General features: G+C 67.2%; 17 protein-coding genes. 6 read left to right on the top strand and 11 right to left on the bottom strand.

Annotation, left to right across the window (positions count from 1 at the left end):
• Positions 1–45: 45 nt before the first annotated feature.
• Entirely contained in the window at positions 46–690 is a 645-nt protein-coding gene (locus AB0H61_RS12875; RefSeq protein WP_357302824.1) for a YqgE/AlgH family protein, read from the bottom strand.
• An 86-nt stretch (positions 691–776) separates the two neighbouring features.
• On the opposite strand from AB0H61_RS12875, the gene AB0H61_RS12880 reads away from it, so the two are divergent.
• Positions 777–1,538 (top strand): 1-acyl-sn-glycerol-3-phosphate acyltransferase, encoded by a 762-nt coding sequence (locus AB0H61_RS12880; RefSeq protein ID WP_357302827.1) that lies wholly within the window; start codon positions 777–779, stop codon positions 1,536–1,538.
• Here the strand turns inward: AB0H61_RS12880 and AB0H61_RS12885 are convergent.
• Positions 1,532–1,843, bottom strand: coding sequence for a GNAT family N-acetyltransferase (locus tag AB0H61_RS12885; protein ID WP_357302830.1), 312 nt, complete (start codon positions 1,841–1,843; stop codon positions 1,532–1,534). The two genes, AB0H61_RS12880 and AB0H61_RS12885, sit on opposite strands and share 7 nt — an antisense overlap.
• Before the next feature lie 150 nt (positions 1,844–1,993).
• Between AB0H61_RS12885 and AB0H61_RS12890 the strand changes: the two genes are divergently transcribed.
• Together AB0H61_RS12890 and AB0H61_RS12895 are read left to right on the top strand one after the other, a co-directional pair.
• Positions 1,994–3,604 carry an alpha/beta hydrolase gene (locus tag AB0H61_RS12890; RefSeq protein WP_357302833.1) on the top strand — a complete coding sequence of 537 codons (1,611 nt, stop codon included), beginning with the start codon at positions 1,994–1,996 and terminating at the stop codon, positions 3,602–3,604.
• Between the two features lie 140 nt (positions 3,605–3,744).
• Entirely contained in the window at positions 3,745–4,866 is a 1,122-nt protein-coding gene (locus AB0H61_RS12895) for a glycerate kinase (RefSeq protein WP_357302836.1), read from the top strand.
• A gap of 45 nt (positions 4,867–4,911) precedes the next feature.
• On the opposite strand, the gene AB0H61_RS12900 is transcribed toward AB0H61_RS12895, so the two are convergent.
• On the bottom strand, positions 4,912–5,259 hold the full coding sequence (locus tag AB0H61_RS12900; RefSeq protein WP_357302839.1) for a helix-turn-helix domain-containing protein: 348 nt from the start codon (positions 5,257–5,259) through the stop codon (positions 4,912–4,914).
• Between the two features lie 145 nt (positions 5,260–5,404).
• Here AB0H61_RS12900 and AB0H61_RS12905 point away from each other — a divergent pair, with 145 nt between their 5' ends.
• Positions 5,405–6,283, top strand: coding sequence for an NAD(P)-binding domain-containing protein (locus AB0H61_RS12905; RefSeq protein WP_357302841.1), 879 nt, complete (start codon positions 5,405–5,407; stop codon positions 6,281–6,283).
• 94 nt (positions 6,284–6,377) lie between these two features.
• On the opposite strand, the gene AB0H61_RS12910 is transcribed toward AB0H61_RS12905, so the two are convergent.
• From AB0H61_RS12910 to AB0H61_RS12920, 3 genes are read right to left on the bottom strand one after another with little or no spacing between them, the layout of a single operon-like run.
• Entirely contained in the window at positions 6,378–6,620 is a 243-nt protein-coding gene (locus AB0H61_RS12910; RefSeq protein WP_357302844.1) for a helix-turn-helix transcriptional regulator, read from the bottom strand.
• Positions 6,610–7,461 (bottom strand): ABC transporter permease, encoded by an 852-nt coding sequence (locus AB0H61_RS12915; RefSeq protein WP_357302848.1) that lies wholly within the window; start codon positions 7,459–7,461, stop codon positions 6,610–6,612. Before AB0H61_RS12915 ends, AB0H61_RS12910 begins: the two co-directional genes overlap by 11 nt.
• A complete protein-coding gene (locus AB0H61_RS12920) occupies positions 7,458–8,387 on the bottom strand; it encodes an ABC transporter ATP-binding protein (protein ID WP_357302850.1) in 930 nt (309 codons plus the stop codon). Before AB0H61_RS12920 ends, AB0H61_RS12915 begins: the two co-directional genes overlap by 4 nt.
• Before the next feature lie 195 nt (positions 8,388–8,582).
• Here AB0H61_RS12920 and AB0H61_RS12925 point away from each other — a divergent pair, with 195 nt between their 5' ends.
• A complete protein-coding gene (locus AB0H61_RS12925; protein ID WP_357302852.1) occupies positions 8,583–9,029 on the top strand; it encodes a nitroreductase family deazaflavin-dependent oxidoreductase in 447 nt (148 codons plus the stop codon).
• A 3-nt stretch (positions 9,030–9,032) separates the two neighbouring features.
• On the opposite strand, the gene aroQ is transcribed toward AB0H61_RS12925, so the two are convergent.
• Together aroQ and AB0H61_RS12935 are read right to left on the bottom strand one after the other, a co-directional pair.
• Positions 9,033–9,473, bottom strand: a complete 441-nt coding sequence (gene aroQ, locus AB0H61_RS12930; protein WP_357302855.1) for a type II 3-dehydroquinate dehydratase — start codon at positions 9,471–9,473, stop codon at positions 9,033–9,035.
• A gap of 25 nt (positions 9,474–9,498) precedes the next feature.
• Positions 9,499–10,113, bottom strand: a complete 615-nt coding sequence (locus AB0H61_RS12935) for a hypothetical protein (RefSeq protein WP_357302858.1) — start codon at positions 10,111–10,113, stop codon at positions 9,499–9,501.
• Positions 10,114–10,517: 404 nt separating this feature from the next.
• On the opposite strand from AB0H61_RS12935, the gene AB0H61_RS12940 reads away from it, so the two are divergent.
• The gene (locus AB0H61_RS12940) at positions 10,518–12,197 is read left to right on the top strand and encodes an NTF2-like N-terminal transpeptidase domain-containing protein (protein WP_357302861.1); all 1,680 of its coding nucleotides are present in this window, start codon (positions 10,518–10,520) and stop codon (positions 12,195–12,197) included.
• A 15-nt stretch (positions 12,198–12,212) separates the two neighbouring features.
• On the opposite strand, the gene AB0H61_RS12945 is transcribed toward AB0H61_RS12940, so the two are convergent.
• The 3 genes from AB0H61_RS12945 to AB0H61_RS12955 all read right to left on the bottom strand — a co-directional run bounded on the left by AB0H61_RS12945 (position 12,213) and on the right by AB0H61_RS12955 (position 13,463).
• Entirely contained in the window at positions 12,213–12,593 is a 381-nt protein-coding gene (locus AB0H61_RS12945; protein ID WP_357302864.1) for a DUF3054 domain-containing protein, read from the bottom strand.
• A gap of 193 nt (positions 12,594–12,786) precedes the next feature.
• Entirely contained in the window at positions 12,787–13,194 is a 408-nt protein-coding gene (locus tag AB0H61_RS12950) for a hypothetical protein (protein WP_357302867.1), read from the bottom strand.
• Positions 13,191–13,463, bottom strand: a complete 273-nt coding sequence (locus AB0H61_RS12955) for a hypothetical protein (RefSeq protein WP_357302869.1) — start codon at positions 13,461–13,463, stop codon at positions 13,191–13,193. The genes AB0H61_RS12950 and AB0H61_RS12955 overlap by 4 nt, the downstream gene beginning before the upstream one ends.
• Between the last annotated feature and the right edge of the window lie 71 nt (positions 13,464–13,534).

The following is a 13,534-nucleotide window of genomic DNA, read 5'->3' on the forward strand; positions in this document are numbered from 1 at the left end:
ATCCCACGGCGTAGACGGGCTGAAAGGTTCAATGGTCTGTCGCACCTAGTTGCGTTCCAACTCGATCGGGTGGGTTGCCAGCAGCGAGAGCGGCAGTGGCTGGCGGCGCAGGACATGTGCCCAGAGGTCGGGTCGGCCGGAGCTGATCGGGTCCGAGGGCAGGGCGGAGACCACGATCCAGTCGTTGTTCTGTAGCTCGCCCTCCAGCTGCCCGAAGGTCCAGCCCGCGTAACCCGCGAAGATCCGGATGCCCTCGACCAGGGCGCCGATCTGCTCCGGATCGGAGTCCAGGTCGACCAGCACCACCCGTCCGTCGATTCGGCGCAGGCCGGACACGCCCGCGATGGACGCTCCCACGCGCAGTGTGCCGAGGCACAGTGCGGCATCGCGTTTGACCGGACCACCGATGAACAGTGTGCGGGGTGAGGCGGCCACCTCGGACCAGCGCGGCAGCACATCGTGCACCGCGGCGTCGTTCGGGCGGTTCAGCACCACGCCAAGGCTGCCGCCCTCATTGTGCTCGATGATGTAGACGACGGTGCGTCGGAAGGTGGGTTCGACCAGTTCGGTCGCGGACACCAGCAAGGAGCCCGCGCGCACCACCTGCTCACCGTGCCGGAACTCGCGCCGTCGGCGATCACCGTGCCCGCCGTGAGTTTGCCGCTCTTCCGGTTCATCTCCGCGTGCCACTCCGACATCATCGCAGTTGGATTGCCATTTCGCACTGATGGTCGGCCAGCTAGTCCGGATCTGGCGGGCATCGTAGGCTCGGCGGTATGGAACCGCCCGAGGTGATCCTCGAGAATGCCGACGCCGTGTACGACTTCTACCGCGACCATCGACAGAACCGACTCAAGGCGTGGGGCGCGTATGCGCTGCTCAGTCGGCGTTACCACCCGCGGATCAGCTTCGCCGAGGGCGCCGAGAAGCAGCTCCGGGCACTGGTGAAGTCGGGGCGGCCGACCATTTTCTCGATCAACCACCTGTCGCAGAGCGATCCCTACACTGTGGCCGCGACGGCCTGGCGCAGTCCGTTGCGGCCGATCATCGGCAAGGTGCGAGTGCTGGCCAAGGATGAACTCTTCGTGGAGCCCGAGCAGCGGCGCAAGGTCGACATGATGGGCGGGATCCCGGTCTTCCGTGGCAAGGACCACGGGATCAGGGCGGTGAACGCGGCGGGCCAGCAGATGATGGATGTCTGCGCCGAACGGCTGGCACGCGGCGACCATGTGGCGATCTTCCCCGAAGGCACCTGTAACGACGTCGACCACACGCAGGTCCAGGCGGTGGGCAGCGGAATCGGGCATATCGCGTTCCGCGCGATGAAACTCGGCGTGCACCCCGCACTGGTCAGCATCGGACTGAGCTACGGCCCCCGCCCCGACCCCACGATCGAACCGACCAAGGAGGAGGCGAAATCCGCCAGCTTCTATTTCGGGGTGCCGATCACCGAACTGCCGACTAAACCCGGCGACATCGCCCGGCTGGCCCGCACCGACCTGCAACACGCGCTCGACGGCGCGACCGCGAACTACTGAGGTAGACCCAAGCGCTCTCGGGCCCACTGCGGCACCGCGGCGACATATTCGGCATGGGTCTCCACGAAATGCCGCACCATCGGACAGAGCGGCAGAATGCCGAAGCCCTCGTTGCGGGAGCTGTCCACCGCGGACCGGACCAGAATGCGCCCGTACCCATGGCCCTCGTGGCGGGGATAGATCTCGGTGTGCACGAATGCCCGCTCGGAAGCGGTGTCCTGGTACTCGGCGTAGCCGGCGAGGGCATCGTCGACGTAGATCTCGAAGCGTTCCAGTGCGGTGTTGTTGCGGACCTCGGTCGACATGGCTCGACGCTACTCCGCCGACCCGGTCGGCGATGCCGCCGGATGTGAAATGACCGGTTCGACTTGTCTACCGGTGCGCGGCCCACGCAGAATGCTCTTGGTCGCGGTGCGGGCTCGAACGGCGGCGGCCCGGCGGAGGTTACGAGAATGATGAGGACGCCCAGACGCGAGTTGCCAGGGGCACTGCGTTTTTCGCGAGCCATCGGCACCATGGCCGTGGCCGGAGTGGTCGGTGCATCGCTGGTCACCGGGCTCGCCGACGCGGCGCCCGCCGTGAGTTTCGGCGCCTGTCCCCAAGATGCGGTGACGCCGGATCGCGGTGTGCAGTGCGCGGTGGTCAGCGTCCCGATGAACTACGCCGAACCCGACGGCCCGCGCATCGACCTCACCGTCAGCCGGATCGCGGCCACCGGCACAAGTCGCGGCGCCGTCTTCGCCAACCCGGGCGGCCCCGGGGCGGACGGCCTGGACTACTGGGCCCGCCGGGTCGATGTGCTGCCCGCCGAACTCGGCGCCGAATTCGACCGCATCGCGGTGCAACCGCGCGGATTGCGTTGGGCCACACCGCTGAACTGTAGTACCGACGTGACCGACGCCACGGGCCAACAGGTTTCGCTGGGCGGTGGCAGCCGCGACGCCATGAAGAAGGCCTGCGACGCCACCCAGCCGGGCTACCTGGACACCATCACGACCGAGAACACCGCACGCGATCTGGACGCGGTGCGGGCCGCGCTCGGAATCGAGCGGATCAACTACCTCGGCACCTCCTACGGCACCTACCTCGGCGCGGTGTACGCCTCGCTGTTCCCCGGCCGGGTGGACCGAATGGTGTTGGACTCCAATGTGAATCCGGCTTGGGTGTGGACCGAGGAGTTCGCCCAGCAGCAGGTCGCGGGCAAGCGCCGCCTCGACGACCTGTTTGCGTGGATCGCCGAGCACAACGGCGAATACCGCCTGGGTGACACCGCACTTCAGGTCTATCGGAACTGGGTGCGGCTGGTCTCGGACCAGGGTGGCGGCTGGTACGCCAACCTCACCCCGCCGCCCGCGAGCGTCGCCGATCTGCCGGGCGACCTGCCCGAGCCGCTCGCCGAGATCGCCCGCGACGGCGTCAACAGCACCGTCGAGCAGGCGGGCAAGGTGCAGAACCTGATCCGGACCCTGCTCTCCGGTGGTGCGTCGGCGCAGGTGCCGCTGGTCGGCGCGACCGCCGTCGCCACCTACACCCGCAGCTACTGGCCCACTTTCGCGCGGGCGATGGCCGACGCCAACCTGGACCCGGCGAATGTGCAGCGGCTCATGGCCATCGAGGGCGCCACCGCGACCGACCCCACCGGCCGCTTCGTCTTCTCCGCCATCACCTGCAATGAGAACGCGGTGGAACCGCGGCCCGAACTGCTGGTCGCCGCCGTCGGCACCATCGCCTCCGGCGGCAATGCCATGGACGCGCGCGCCGATATGGTCCGCTCGGGCATGAGCTGCGGCTCGTGGCGGCCGGTCACCCAGCCGGTCGCGATCACCGGCGCCGGGCTGCGCACCCGTCCACTGCTGTTGCAGAGCCGCCACGACGCGCTGACCGAATATGAGGGCGGCCCCGCCATGGCGCGGGCGCTGAACGGATCGCTGATCACCGTCGAGGGTGGTGATCACGGCACCTTCGGGCGGGCGAATCCGGCGGTGGACAACGCCGTACTGACGTATCTGCGGACCGGTCAAGTCACGATCAGCCAGGCGGATCAGGCGCCGTTGCCCACCCGCTGAGCGGTCGGTCCGCGGTTCGGCGGGGATTGCACGCTGTCGTCGATGCGGTGCCAGTGCTTCGGGTACGGCCGCGCCCCGAGTCGAGCGACGCGCTGGGCGCACGAAGTGCGGCGACCCGGCGCGCACCCCACAATGTCGAAGTGACATCCGCGACCCGGGTGGTGCTCGCCCCGGACAAGTTCAAGGGTTCGCTGACGGCGCCCGAGGTAGCGGCGGCGCTTGCGGCGGGAATCTCGCGGGTGCGGCCCGATGTCGAGGTCCGGCGGGTGCCGGTCGCCGACGGCGGGGACGGGACCGTTGATGCGTTCGTCGCGGCGGGGTGGGAGCGGATCGAACTCACCGCGCCCGGGCCAACAGGTGTGGCTACCGACGCCGCGTATGCGATGCGCGGAGGTACGGCCGTGGTCGAGCTGGCGGCGGTCGTCGGTTTGGTGAAATTGCCCGGGGATGAACCCGATCCGCTCGGTTCGAGCACCTACGGCCTGGGTGTTGTCATTGCGCACGCACTGGATCGGGGGGCCGCCGAGATCGTGATCGGGCTGGGCGGCAGCGCTTCCACCGATGGCGGCGCGGGCATGCTGCAAGCGCTCGGTGTCCGGGTGCTGGATGCAGAGGGGCGGAAATTGCCGTGCGGCGGTGCCGCTTTGGCGCATGCCGTCGAGATCGATCGGACCGGAATCCATCCCGGGGTTGCCGCGGCACACTTCACGCTCGCCTGCGATGTGGACAATCCGCTCCTCGGTCCGAACGGCGCGGTCGCGGTGTACGCACCACAGAAGGGTGCGGATCCCGGCCAACGGTGGACCCTGGAAGCGGCACTGAAGAATTGGGCCGCGATCGCGGGCCCTGATTTCGCCGATCGCCCCGGTGCGGGCGCCGCGGGCGGAACCGGATTCGGTGCGATGGCGCTCCTGGGCGCCGAGGTCCGCAGCGGCATCGAAGTGATACTCGACCTTCTCGACTTCCCGGCCCTGCTCGACGGGGCTGATCTCGTGGTCACGGGCGAGGGATCTCTCGATACCCAAAGTTTGCGCGGCAAGGCCCCGATCGGCGTCTGTGGCGCTGCCCGCACAGCGGGTGTTCCCGTGGTTGCCGCGGTGGGGCGTGCGCTGCTTGCCCCGCAACAGATCCGGGCCGCCGGATTTGCCGCCTGCTACGCCCTCACCGACCTGGACCCCGATCCAGGGCGCTGTATGACGCAGGCGCGACATCTGGTGACGCGGGTCGGCGAACAGATTGCTCGCCGACACCTCGCGGAGTGATCGCTCCTTCTCGCGGATGACTCTTCCGCGGCGAACCGAACGCCGTCAGCTCGCCGAGGCGAGATTGCCGAGCAGTTCGCGCCGGTTCTTATCGCCCCACGCCTCCAGCGGTAGCAGCGCGACGCGGAGCTCCTCGCCGAGCGGGGTGAGGGAGTATTCGACGCGGGGCGGGATCTCCGGATAGATCTCGCGGTGCACAACGCCGCAGCCCTCCAGCTGCCGGAGGTTCTCGGACAGCACCTTTTCGCTGACACCGGTGAGCAGCTTGCGGATCTGACCGAAGCGCTGCGGACCCAGGCCGAGGACCCACATCAGGTGCAGTTTCCACTTGCCGCCGACGACGTCGATCGCCACCGACATGCCGCACACGTCGTGATCTGCGTCACTACTCATGATGGCCGCACCCTTTCTGACGGTATTTCGAACCTCGAGGTAAGCAACCCCACCTCGACGTTCGGTCTTCCCGACCGTACCTGCGGCGACGACTATCTGAATCGGCGCCGACAAGTTACCGAATCGAGAACCGAAGGGACACACAATGTCCGAGCAGACCACCCCCCGTTCCGTCTCCGTGCTCGGCCTCGGGCCGATGGGCCAGGCCATGGTGAAGGCATTCCTGGAGGCCGGGGTCGAGGTCACGGTATGGAACCGCAGCACCGCCAAGGTCGACGCCATGGTCGAACTGGGCGCCAAGCGCGCCGAAACGGTCGCCGACGCGTTGGATGCCAACGAGGTGAGTGTGCTCAGCCTCACCCACTACGCCGCCATGTACGAGGTGCTCGGCCAGGCACCCGAGCACCTGCCTGGCAAGGTCATCGCCAATCTGTCCTCCGACTCGCCGGAGAAGACCCGCGCGGGTGCGGCGTGGGTGCGAGAGCACGGTGCCGAATTCATCTCCGGCGGGGTGATGTCGGCGGGCGACAATATCGTGCACCCGGCCTCGTACATCTTCTACAGCGGACCGCGGGCGATCTTCGAGGCGCACGCCGAACTGCTCCGACCACTGAGCCCGCAGGAGTATCTGGGCGCGGATGACGGTCTGGCGCAAGTCTTCTACCAGGCGCTGCTGACGATCTTCCACCCCTGGCTGCTCGCCTTCGACCAGGCGACGGCGGTGATCGAGCGTTCCGGCCACGACATCGCCCAGTTCGTTCCCTTCGCCATCCGGTCCAGCGAGGCATTCCCCTACTTCATGACCGAGTTCTCGGAGGCGAACAAGAACGGAGGCTGGGCCGACCTCGCAAGCCTGAAGATGATGGACGCCGGTGCGCAGCACATTATCGACGCCAGCGAAGAGGTGGGCGTGGACGCGACGTTCTCGCATACCGCGCAGGCGTTTTGGCGCAAGGCGGTGGCCGCCAGCGAACAGTCGGGCACGGCGGTCTCCACCTACGAGCTCATGCGCGGTACGGCATAGCCGCCCGCGCGCCCGATGACGGCCGCCACTTCGGATGAGTGGCGGCCCTCGGGCACGGGGGCCGACCGGTGCCCGCACCGACGGTCCGGCCCGCTCACGCGGATTCGGCGCCCGAGCCGAGTCGCGGGAAGGGAGTCGTGGAGAACACGACCTCGACCGCGACCTCGAAATAGGCGGCGATCCGCAGTGCGAGATGCAGGCTCGGGCTGTACTCGCCGCGCTCCAGGTAGCCGATGGTCTGGTAGTGCACGCCCAGCGCTTCGGCCAGCTCGCGCCGCGAGATGCCGCGCTCGGCGCGCAGCATCGCGATGCGGTTGTAGATGACCTCAGTAGACACGCTTCAGCGCCTTCTCGCGTCGGACGTCCATGCCGACCCCCGTTTCGCGCCGTGCCATGCGCCGCAACAGCATCGGCGCCAGTAGCAGCCCTGCTACGGCCCAGACCCCGAGCACCGCCGCGGTCTCCAGGTGCCGCCAGGATTGTCCGAGTTCGATGACCGCCGCGTCGGCCGGGAGCAACGCCGACCGCATGCCGAGCCCGAGCCAGTAGATCGGGAACACCTGGGCGATGGCCTGCAACCAGCCGGGCAGGCCGGTGATCGGGTAGTAGATGCCCGAGATCGCGATAAGGCCCATCATCGGCATCGTCAGGAAGAAGGTGCCGCGGGAGTTCTCGAATATCGAACCGAAGATCGCACCCAGCGGCAGGGTGGCGAGCAACCCGAGCGCCGCCACCCAGACGAGCGTCAGCCATGATCCGGCGCCGTCCATCGAGACGCCGCCGACGATCAGCGCGCCGATGCCGAGTAGGACCGCGACCTGCACCAGCACCGATCCGGCGCTCGCACCGATTTTGCCGATGAGATAGCCGACCATGCCGTTCGGCGTCGCCTTGGCCCGCAACAGGGTTCCGTCCTCGCGGTCCAGAACCAGGTATTGCGCGATGTTGAATACGCCGTTGAACGCGATGATGCTGCCGATCACGCCCGGCAATGCCAGGGCGCCGAGTTTCAGTCCGCTCGCCTCGAAGGTTCCGTTGCGCATGAAGTACAACGCTACGAGTATCAGGGCCGGGGTAAAGAATTGGCCGATCAGATCCTGCGCGTTGGTGAACAGCTGCCGCAGTTCGATCGCCGCGCGAGCCCCGCCCGCGCGGACTGCCACCATCGTGGGTGTCATCGCGTGACCTCCTCCAGAGCGCGGACGCCGTCCTCGGCCGGGCCGGATTCATATCGGCGGACCAGCGTCATATAGGTGTCTTCCAGCGAGGCGCGGCGCACCTCGAGTTCATCGATCCGCTCGCCGTACTGCTTGAACAGCTCGTGGACGAATTTGGTCGATTCGGTGGTGGTGTGCACGAAACGCTGGGCATCCAGCGTCCAGCGAACCTCGGCCTCCCCGGCGATCCGGCGCGACAGCTCGTCGGCCGAGCCGTCGGCGATGATCCGCCCACCGGCCAGGATGAGGATCCGGTCGGCGAGCTTCTCGGCCTCGTCCAGATCGTGGGTGGTGAGCAGGATCGTGGTGCGGTGGTCGTCGGCGAGCCGGTGCACCAGATCGTGGAATTCGCGTCGAGCCCGAGGGTCGAAGCCCGCGGTCGGTTCGTCCAGGAACAGCACTTCGGGCCGGCCGATGACGCCGATCGCCACATCCATCCGGCGGCGCTGACCGCCGGACAGCGTCTGGATCTTGGCGTCGGCCTGGTCGGTGAGGCCGACCAGATCTATCAGTTCGTCGGTCTTCCACGGTCGTCGGACGTCGTCGGTGCTGTAGGGGGCGTAGAACGAGCCGAGGTGGGTGAGCAGTTCGCGGACCCGCCACTTACCGTGGTCGCGCCAGGACTGCAACACCACTCCGACCCGCGCCCGCCACGCTTCGCCGCCGCGCGCCGGATCGGTGCCGAGCACGGTGACGCTTCCGGCGGACCGCATACGGAAGCCTTCCAGGATTTCGATGGTGGTGGTCTTACCCGCTCCGTTCGGGCCGAGTAGGACCACCACCTCACCGTGCCGCGCTTGGAATGTCACGTCGTCCAGGACGTCGGTGGCGTCGTACCTCATGCGCAGGTTCTCGACATCGAGAACTACACCGTCACCCACTGTCATATCCCTCCCTATTGTGGGTTGCTGATGATTTGTAGCATATCTACTACATATCGCCGTGACAATACTCCGGCCATTTCGCTCGGCTTCCCGCCGACCCGGGGTAATCGCAAAAGAGAGCACTGCTCTTGACATGATGGCGGCGAGCGTGGAACACTGATCTCAACAGAGAGCAGTGCTCACTAACAAGGAGTAGTCATGGACGCCAGCACCCGCTACATCGGCCCGACCGGCCTCGACCCCATCATGAACCGGATCTTCAACTGGCTGCCCAAACTCGGCATCAGCGTCATGGGATCGCGACTGCTGGCGGTGCGCGGCCGCAAGAGCGGGGAATGGCGGACCACGATGGTGAATGTGATGGACGGCGCGGACGGCGCGCGATACCTGGTCGCGCCCCGCGGTCACACCCAGTGGGTGCGCAATCTGCGGGTCGCGGGCGATGGTGAGCTGCGACTTGGTCGCAAGGTCGAGGCGTTCACCGCCACCGAGGTGGCCGACGCCGACAAGGTTCCGTTGTTGCGCCTGTACCTGCAGCGCTGGGGCTGGGAGGTCGGCCGGTTCTTCGACGGCATCACCAAGGACTCCACCGATGCGGAGCTGGCCGCCATCGCACCGGGCTTCCCGGTGTTCCGGATCGCCTGAGAACTATCGGGTGGCCAGGAATTCCACGGCCGCGGCGTAGCCCTGAATACCCATCCCGGCGATCACCGCGGTGGCGATGGGCGAGATATAGGAATGGTGCCGGAACTCCTCGCGGGCGTGCACATTGCTGATGTGCACCTCCACGATCGGCACCTCGGGAATCACCAGCGCATCCCGCAATGCCACCGAGGTGTGCGTGAGCCCGCCGGGATTGATGATGATGGCCGATTCGGCGCCGCGGGCCCGGTGGATCCGATCGATCAGCGCTCCTTCGGAATTCGATTGGAACGCGGTGATCTCCCGGTCGAACCGGGCCGCGGTCTTGCGGCACAGCTCGACGACGTCGTCGAGCGTCGCCGACCCGTAAACCTCCGGCTGGCGGGTACCGAGCATATTCAGGTTCGGGCCGTTCAGGATCAGGATCGGGGCGACCGTATCTGCCATAGAGGAAACAGTAGCCCCGAATCCCCTACAGGCCCTGCGGCCCTTCCGAGCGCAGGTCGTCCACCTTGCGCATGGCGGTGCGCAGCTCCTCCAGCCATGACTCCGCGTGCTTGCCCGCCAGTTTCACGGTCCAGGCCAGCGCGTCCGCGCGGGAGCGGGCCACGCCGGAGTCGACCAGGGTGTCGAGCACCTTGCGTTCCGGCTGCCGCAGCCTGGTCATGACCGGGACGGCCAGGTGGGTGAACATGATCCGCTCGCCGTCCACCGAAACACCCCAGGCGACGCTGCGCCCATAACGGTGCTGCGCCTCGCCCGCGATCTGCATCCGAGCGGGGCGGGTGGACTCGCGGAATCGGGCGACGGCGCCCTCCTTGGTGGCGCGGGGCAGTTCGTCGGTGGGAGCGTCGCCCTCACCTTCGGCGGATTCCGATCCGGCCGCGGACTTCTCGGGCTGCGGCAGCGGGAGTTCGCCGATGACCACGATCTCGTCCCGGTCGACCTCGATGACGGGCGGTCCGACGAACCAGTCGCTGGGCAACCTGCCCGCGAACCAGTCCGGCACATCCGCTGGGTCGGGCAGGTCGGCCTGCTGCCAGCCGCCCGGTCGTCCGAAACCCCGTCCCCGGTGGTCATGTCTCATGGGGAGTCACCTTCGTTCTTACTATGCTTCCGCACTTACTTCAGTGCGATGATTACAAGATTACTTCGCAATTCCGCAGTATGGTTCCGCTCTGCGTGAACGGGGGTCGAATGGGGTAATCGAGGCGGAGGCGCCGATCGGCGGTACCGATCGGGAGGTAGAGGCGGCCTAAATCGCCGACGTTGGCGGTAATCGCCCGCCGATGCGTTCCGGCCGGTACGGTAGCGGCGCCGGTTATCGCCTTGTGACTGGACACCGTTCATGATCGGCCGCTCGACGAAAAATTTTCGGGCACAATTGGACGCTGAGCATGGGTAACGTCCCGGCATCGGGGCGCCGACAGGCAGGTCCTTTCAGGTACGGTGGTCTTGTTACTGGAGTGACAAGAGTGAAGAGTGGGCGATATGGATGTGTGGGGATCCCGCCGCTTTCGCGTCCGGGGCGCATTGGCACTCACGGGGGTGGCGGCTGTAGCAATTGTCATGGGCTCGTGCGGATTCCGGGCGGAACCGAATGGGCCCGAGGCCATCGTCGAGCGCTTCACCGAGCTCTTGGACGATCAGGATTACACCAAGGCCGCGGAGCTGACGTCGTACCCCAACGCGGCGCAGGCAACCCTGAAGCAAATGTTCGAGGGTATGCAGCCGGGCAAGGTCGACTACCAGAAGACCCAATACATCAGCCTCGACGCGCAATCGGCCATCTTCAGCATGGATGTCGACTGGAACTTCGGTGAGCACCGGTCCTGGAACTACAGCCTCCAGGGCACGCTGCGAAAGCTCGCCATCGGCTGGCGCATCTCCTGGGAGCCGGGCATCGTCATGCCGCAGCTGTCGAACAACCGCACCGCGAAGCTGGTGCGAACGCTACCCTCGCCCGCCCCGCGGATCGTCGATATCACCGGCGCCCCATTGATGAACGAGCAGATCATCAACGTGATCAAACTGGATCCGGCCCGCACGTCCGATCCGGTGGCTTCCACCAACGCACTGGCCAAGGCCATCGAGCCGGTCGCCCCGTTGATCACCGGTCCTTCACTGTTGCAACAGTTGTCCACCTCCCAGGGCAAGCCGGTGGTCGCGGTCAATCTGCGCGAGGCGGACTTCGCGATCCTCGAGTCGGCCATGGCGCCCATTCCCGGCGTGGTGATGGAGAAGCAGCCTCGGCTGATCTCCTCGGACCGCCGGGTGTGGTCGCCATTGCTGGACGCGATGCGCAAAGTGTGGCAGGACAGCCAGGAGCAGCACTCCGGCTGGGGTGTGAAGATTTTCGAACCGGACGGCCGATTCGTCAGCCAAGTAGCCGGATACCAGGGGCCGCCGGGACCGGATATCGCCTCCACCATGGACCAGCGCCTCCAGCGCGCCGCCGAGGACGCGGTGGTCAGCGTCGGCACGCCCGCCTCGATCGTGGCGATCCAGCCGTCCAGCGGCGCGGTGGTCGCGGTCGCGCAGAACCAGCAGGCCAGCGCACACGGTTCGGTCGCGTTCACCGGGCTCTACCCGGTCGGCGGCAATATCGAGCTGTTCCGCAATATCGCCGCGGTTGCCGAGGGGAAGGCGCCGCAGGATGTCTCGGTGCAGGATGCGGCCGAGGCCGCGAGCAGAATCGGCGTCGGCATCGATTTCCAGGTGCCCGGCCTGGACGAGGTGACCGGGCGAAACGCCATCGCGGGCCGCAGCGCGGAGCAGGTGCGCCAGGGCGGCGGCTCGGATGCGGTGCTGGCCAGCCCCTTCGGGATGGCCATCGCGGCGGCCGCGATCGCCCGCGGCGCGGTACCCGCGCCGATGATCGAGCTGGGACGACCGAGCGGTACCGACGCCCAGCTCGCGCCGCTATCCGGCGATATCACCGACCGGCTACGCACGATGCTGCGCGATGCCACCGGGGGACCGGAGTTCGGCAGCCTGCGCGCGTACCGTGACGTCACCGGATACGCCGCGAAGGCAGGCTCGGACGGCTGGCTGATCGCGAATATGGGCGATCTGGCCTTCGCGATTCATATCAACGATGTGGACAGTGGCGACGCCACCGTGCGGATGGCGGCGCGGATGCTCCAAGCGCTGGCCAAGCCGGAGCCGTAATCCCCGGCCTCGGAATCAATTCAACGCTTTGATCGCGGCACGCCAGCCGAGCAGGAAGAGCGCGAGTACGGTCGCCGCCACCACGATGAAGCTGAGCGCCGTGCCCTGACCACTGATCACGCGCAGCAGCATGCCGCCGCAGAGGGTGCCGAGCCAGACCAGTACTCCGGTGGGCCACAGCGCCGTTCCGTCGAAGCGCGCGTCGCGTCCCGTCTCGCCGAATATCCGGCTCGCCGCGGCCAATGCCACCACCCAGCCGATCGCGAGCCCGATCGCGAAAGGCCACAGCGTCTTCAGCAAACCGGTGAGGATCGCCTCGTCGTGGCTGCGCCTGCCGATAATGCAGAACAGGATCACCAACAGCAGGTCGACCACCAATGGCACCAGTTTCTTCACGGGCGCAAGCGTAGTGGGGCGTGCGAACAGCGTCGGTTCCGACACTGTCCCTGTTCAGTCACCAGGTACCGCGGGCGCTGCCGAACTGGGGTGGTCGACAGCCCGCTGCTTTTTGCGCCGATGCTACGGCGACCCCAACCCACAGCGAGAAGGGCCCCTCGACCGGCGGTGCCCTTCTCGCTGTTCGGAGCTATCAGGGGATGGTGTCGGTGAGTACCGCGCTGTCTATTCCGGTGAGGACCGCGGCGCGGGCCGTGAGAACGTGCCAGCCGCGGGCGATGCCTTCGTGCGTGGCGTGTGCGGCTGAGATCAGTGTGTCGGCGTCGCGGCGTCCGGCCAGTAGCGCCCCGACGTCGGCGGCCGAATTCCGATCGAGGTCGGGGATGACGGTGTGCGGCAGCGTGACCAGCGCGGCGAGGATATCGATCTGATCGGAGGGCACCAGAGCACGAGCGGCGCTCAGCACCGCGGCCGGGAGCACGATGGTGCTGCCTGATTCGGCGCACGCCCACGTGATCGCGTGCGGGTACGGGTCTCGGCGGCACCAGCCGCGCACCGCCTCGAGGTCGAGAACGACCCCGGACAGAGCGGGCGCGCTCACGCGGCGCCGGAAGCGCGTTCGTCAGCGGGGAGTGGCGGTAGGCCGAGGAGTTCGCGGCCGTGGTTGATCATGTCCAGGGGTGGGCGACCACCGTAGACGGCCTCGATCGTGGCCAGGGACCGTTCCCGGTCCATGCGGGCCTGCACCGATTCGGAGACGAACGCCGACACCGAGGTGATCCGCCCACCGTCGCGCCACTGGTCGAGGGTGTCCGCGATTTCCTCGGGGACCGTGATCGTGACCTTCCGCGTCCGCCGTTCTCTCGCCATACCGGAAGTGTATCCGGGTATGGCGAGCAGGCGGTGGGAAATTCTCAACACCCTCGCGAAAGCCCTGCCGC

This window comes from Nocardia sp. NPDC050710 (assembly GCF_040654375.1).
Lineage (GTDB): Bacteria > Actinomycetota > Actinomycetes > Mycobacteriales > Mycobacteriaceae > Nocardia.

Bases quoted from the DNA above. Each gene is read 5' to 3' on its own strand.
- AB0H61_RS12880 (WP_357302827.1), top strand. From the start codon at position 777: ATGGAACCGCCCGAGGTGATCCTCGAGAATGCCGACGCCGTGTACGAC.
- AB0H61_RS12885 (WP_357302830.1), bottom strand. From the start codon at position 1,843: ATGTCGACCGAGGTCCGCAACAACACCGCACTGGAACGCTTCGAGATC.
- AB0H61_RS12890 (WP_357302833.1), top strand. From the start codon at position 1,994: ATGAGGACGCCCAGACGCGAGTTGCCAGGGGCACTGCGTTTTTCGCGA.
- AB0H61_RS12900 (WP_357302839.1), bottom strand. From the start codon at position 5,259: ATGAGTAGTGACGCAGATCACGACGTGTGCGGCATGTCGGTGGCGATC.
- AB0H61_RS12905 (WP_357302841.1), top strand. From the start codon at position 5,405: ATGTCCGAGCAGACCACCCCCCGTTCCGTCTCCGTGCTCGGCCTCGGG.
- AB0H61_RS12915 (WP_357302848.1), bottom strand. From the start codon at position 7,461: ATGACACCCACGATGGTGGCAGTCCGCGCGGGCGGGGCTCGCGCGGCG.
- AB0H61_RS12920 (WP_357302850.1), bottom strand. From the start codon at position 8,387: ATGACAGTGGGTGACGGTGTAGTTCTCGATGTCGAGAACCTGCGCATG.
- AB0H61_RS12925 (WP_357302852.1), top strand. From the start codon at position 8,583: ATGGACGCCAGCACCCGCTACATCGGCCCGACCGGCCTCGACCCCATC.
- aroQ (WP_357302855.1), bottom strand. From the start codon at position 9,473: ATGGCAGATACGGTCGCCCCGATCCTGATCCTGAACGGCCCGAACCTG.
- AB0H61_RS12935 (WP_357302858.1), bottom strand. From the start codon at position 10,113: ATGAGACATGACCACCGGGGACGGGGTTTCGGACGACCGGGCGGCTGG.
- AB0H61_RS12940 (WP_357302861.1), top strand. From the start codon at position 10,518: ATGGATGTGTGGGGATCCCGCCGCTTTCGCGTCCGGGGCGCATTGGCA.
- AB0H61_RS12955 (WP_357302869.1), bottom strand. From the start codon at position 13,463: ATGGCGAGAGAACGGCGGACGCGGAAGGTCACGATCACGGTCCCCGAG.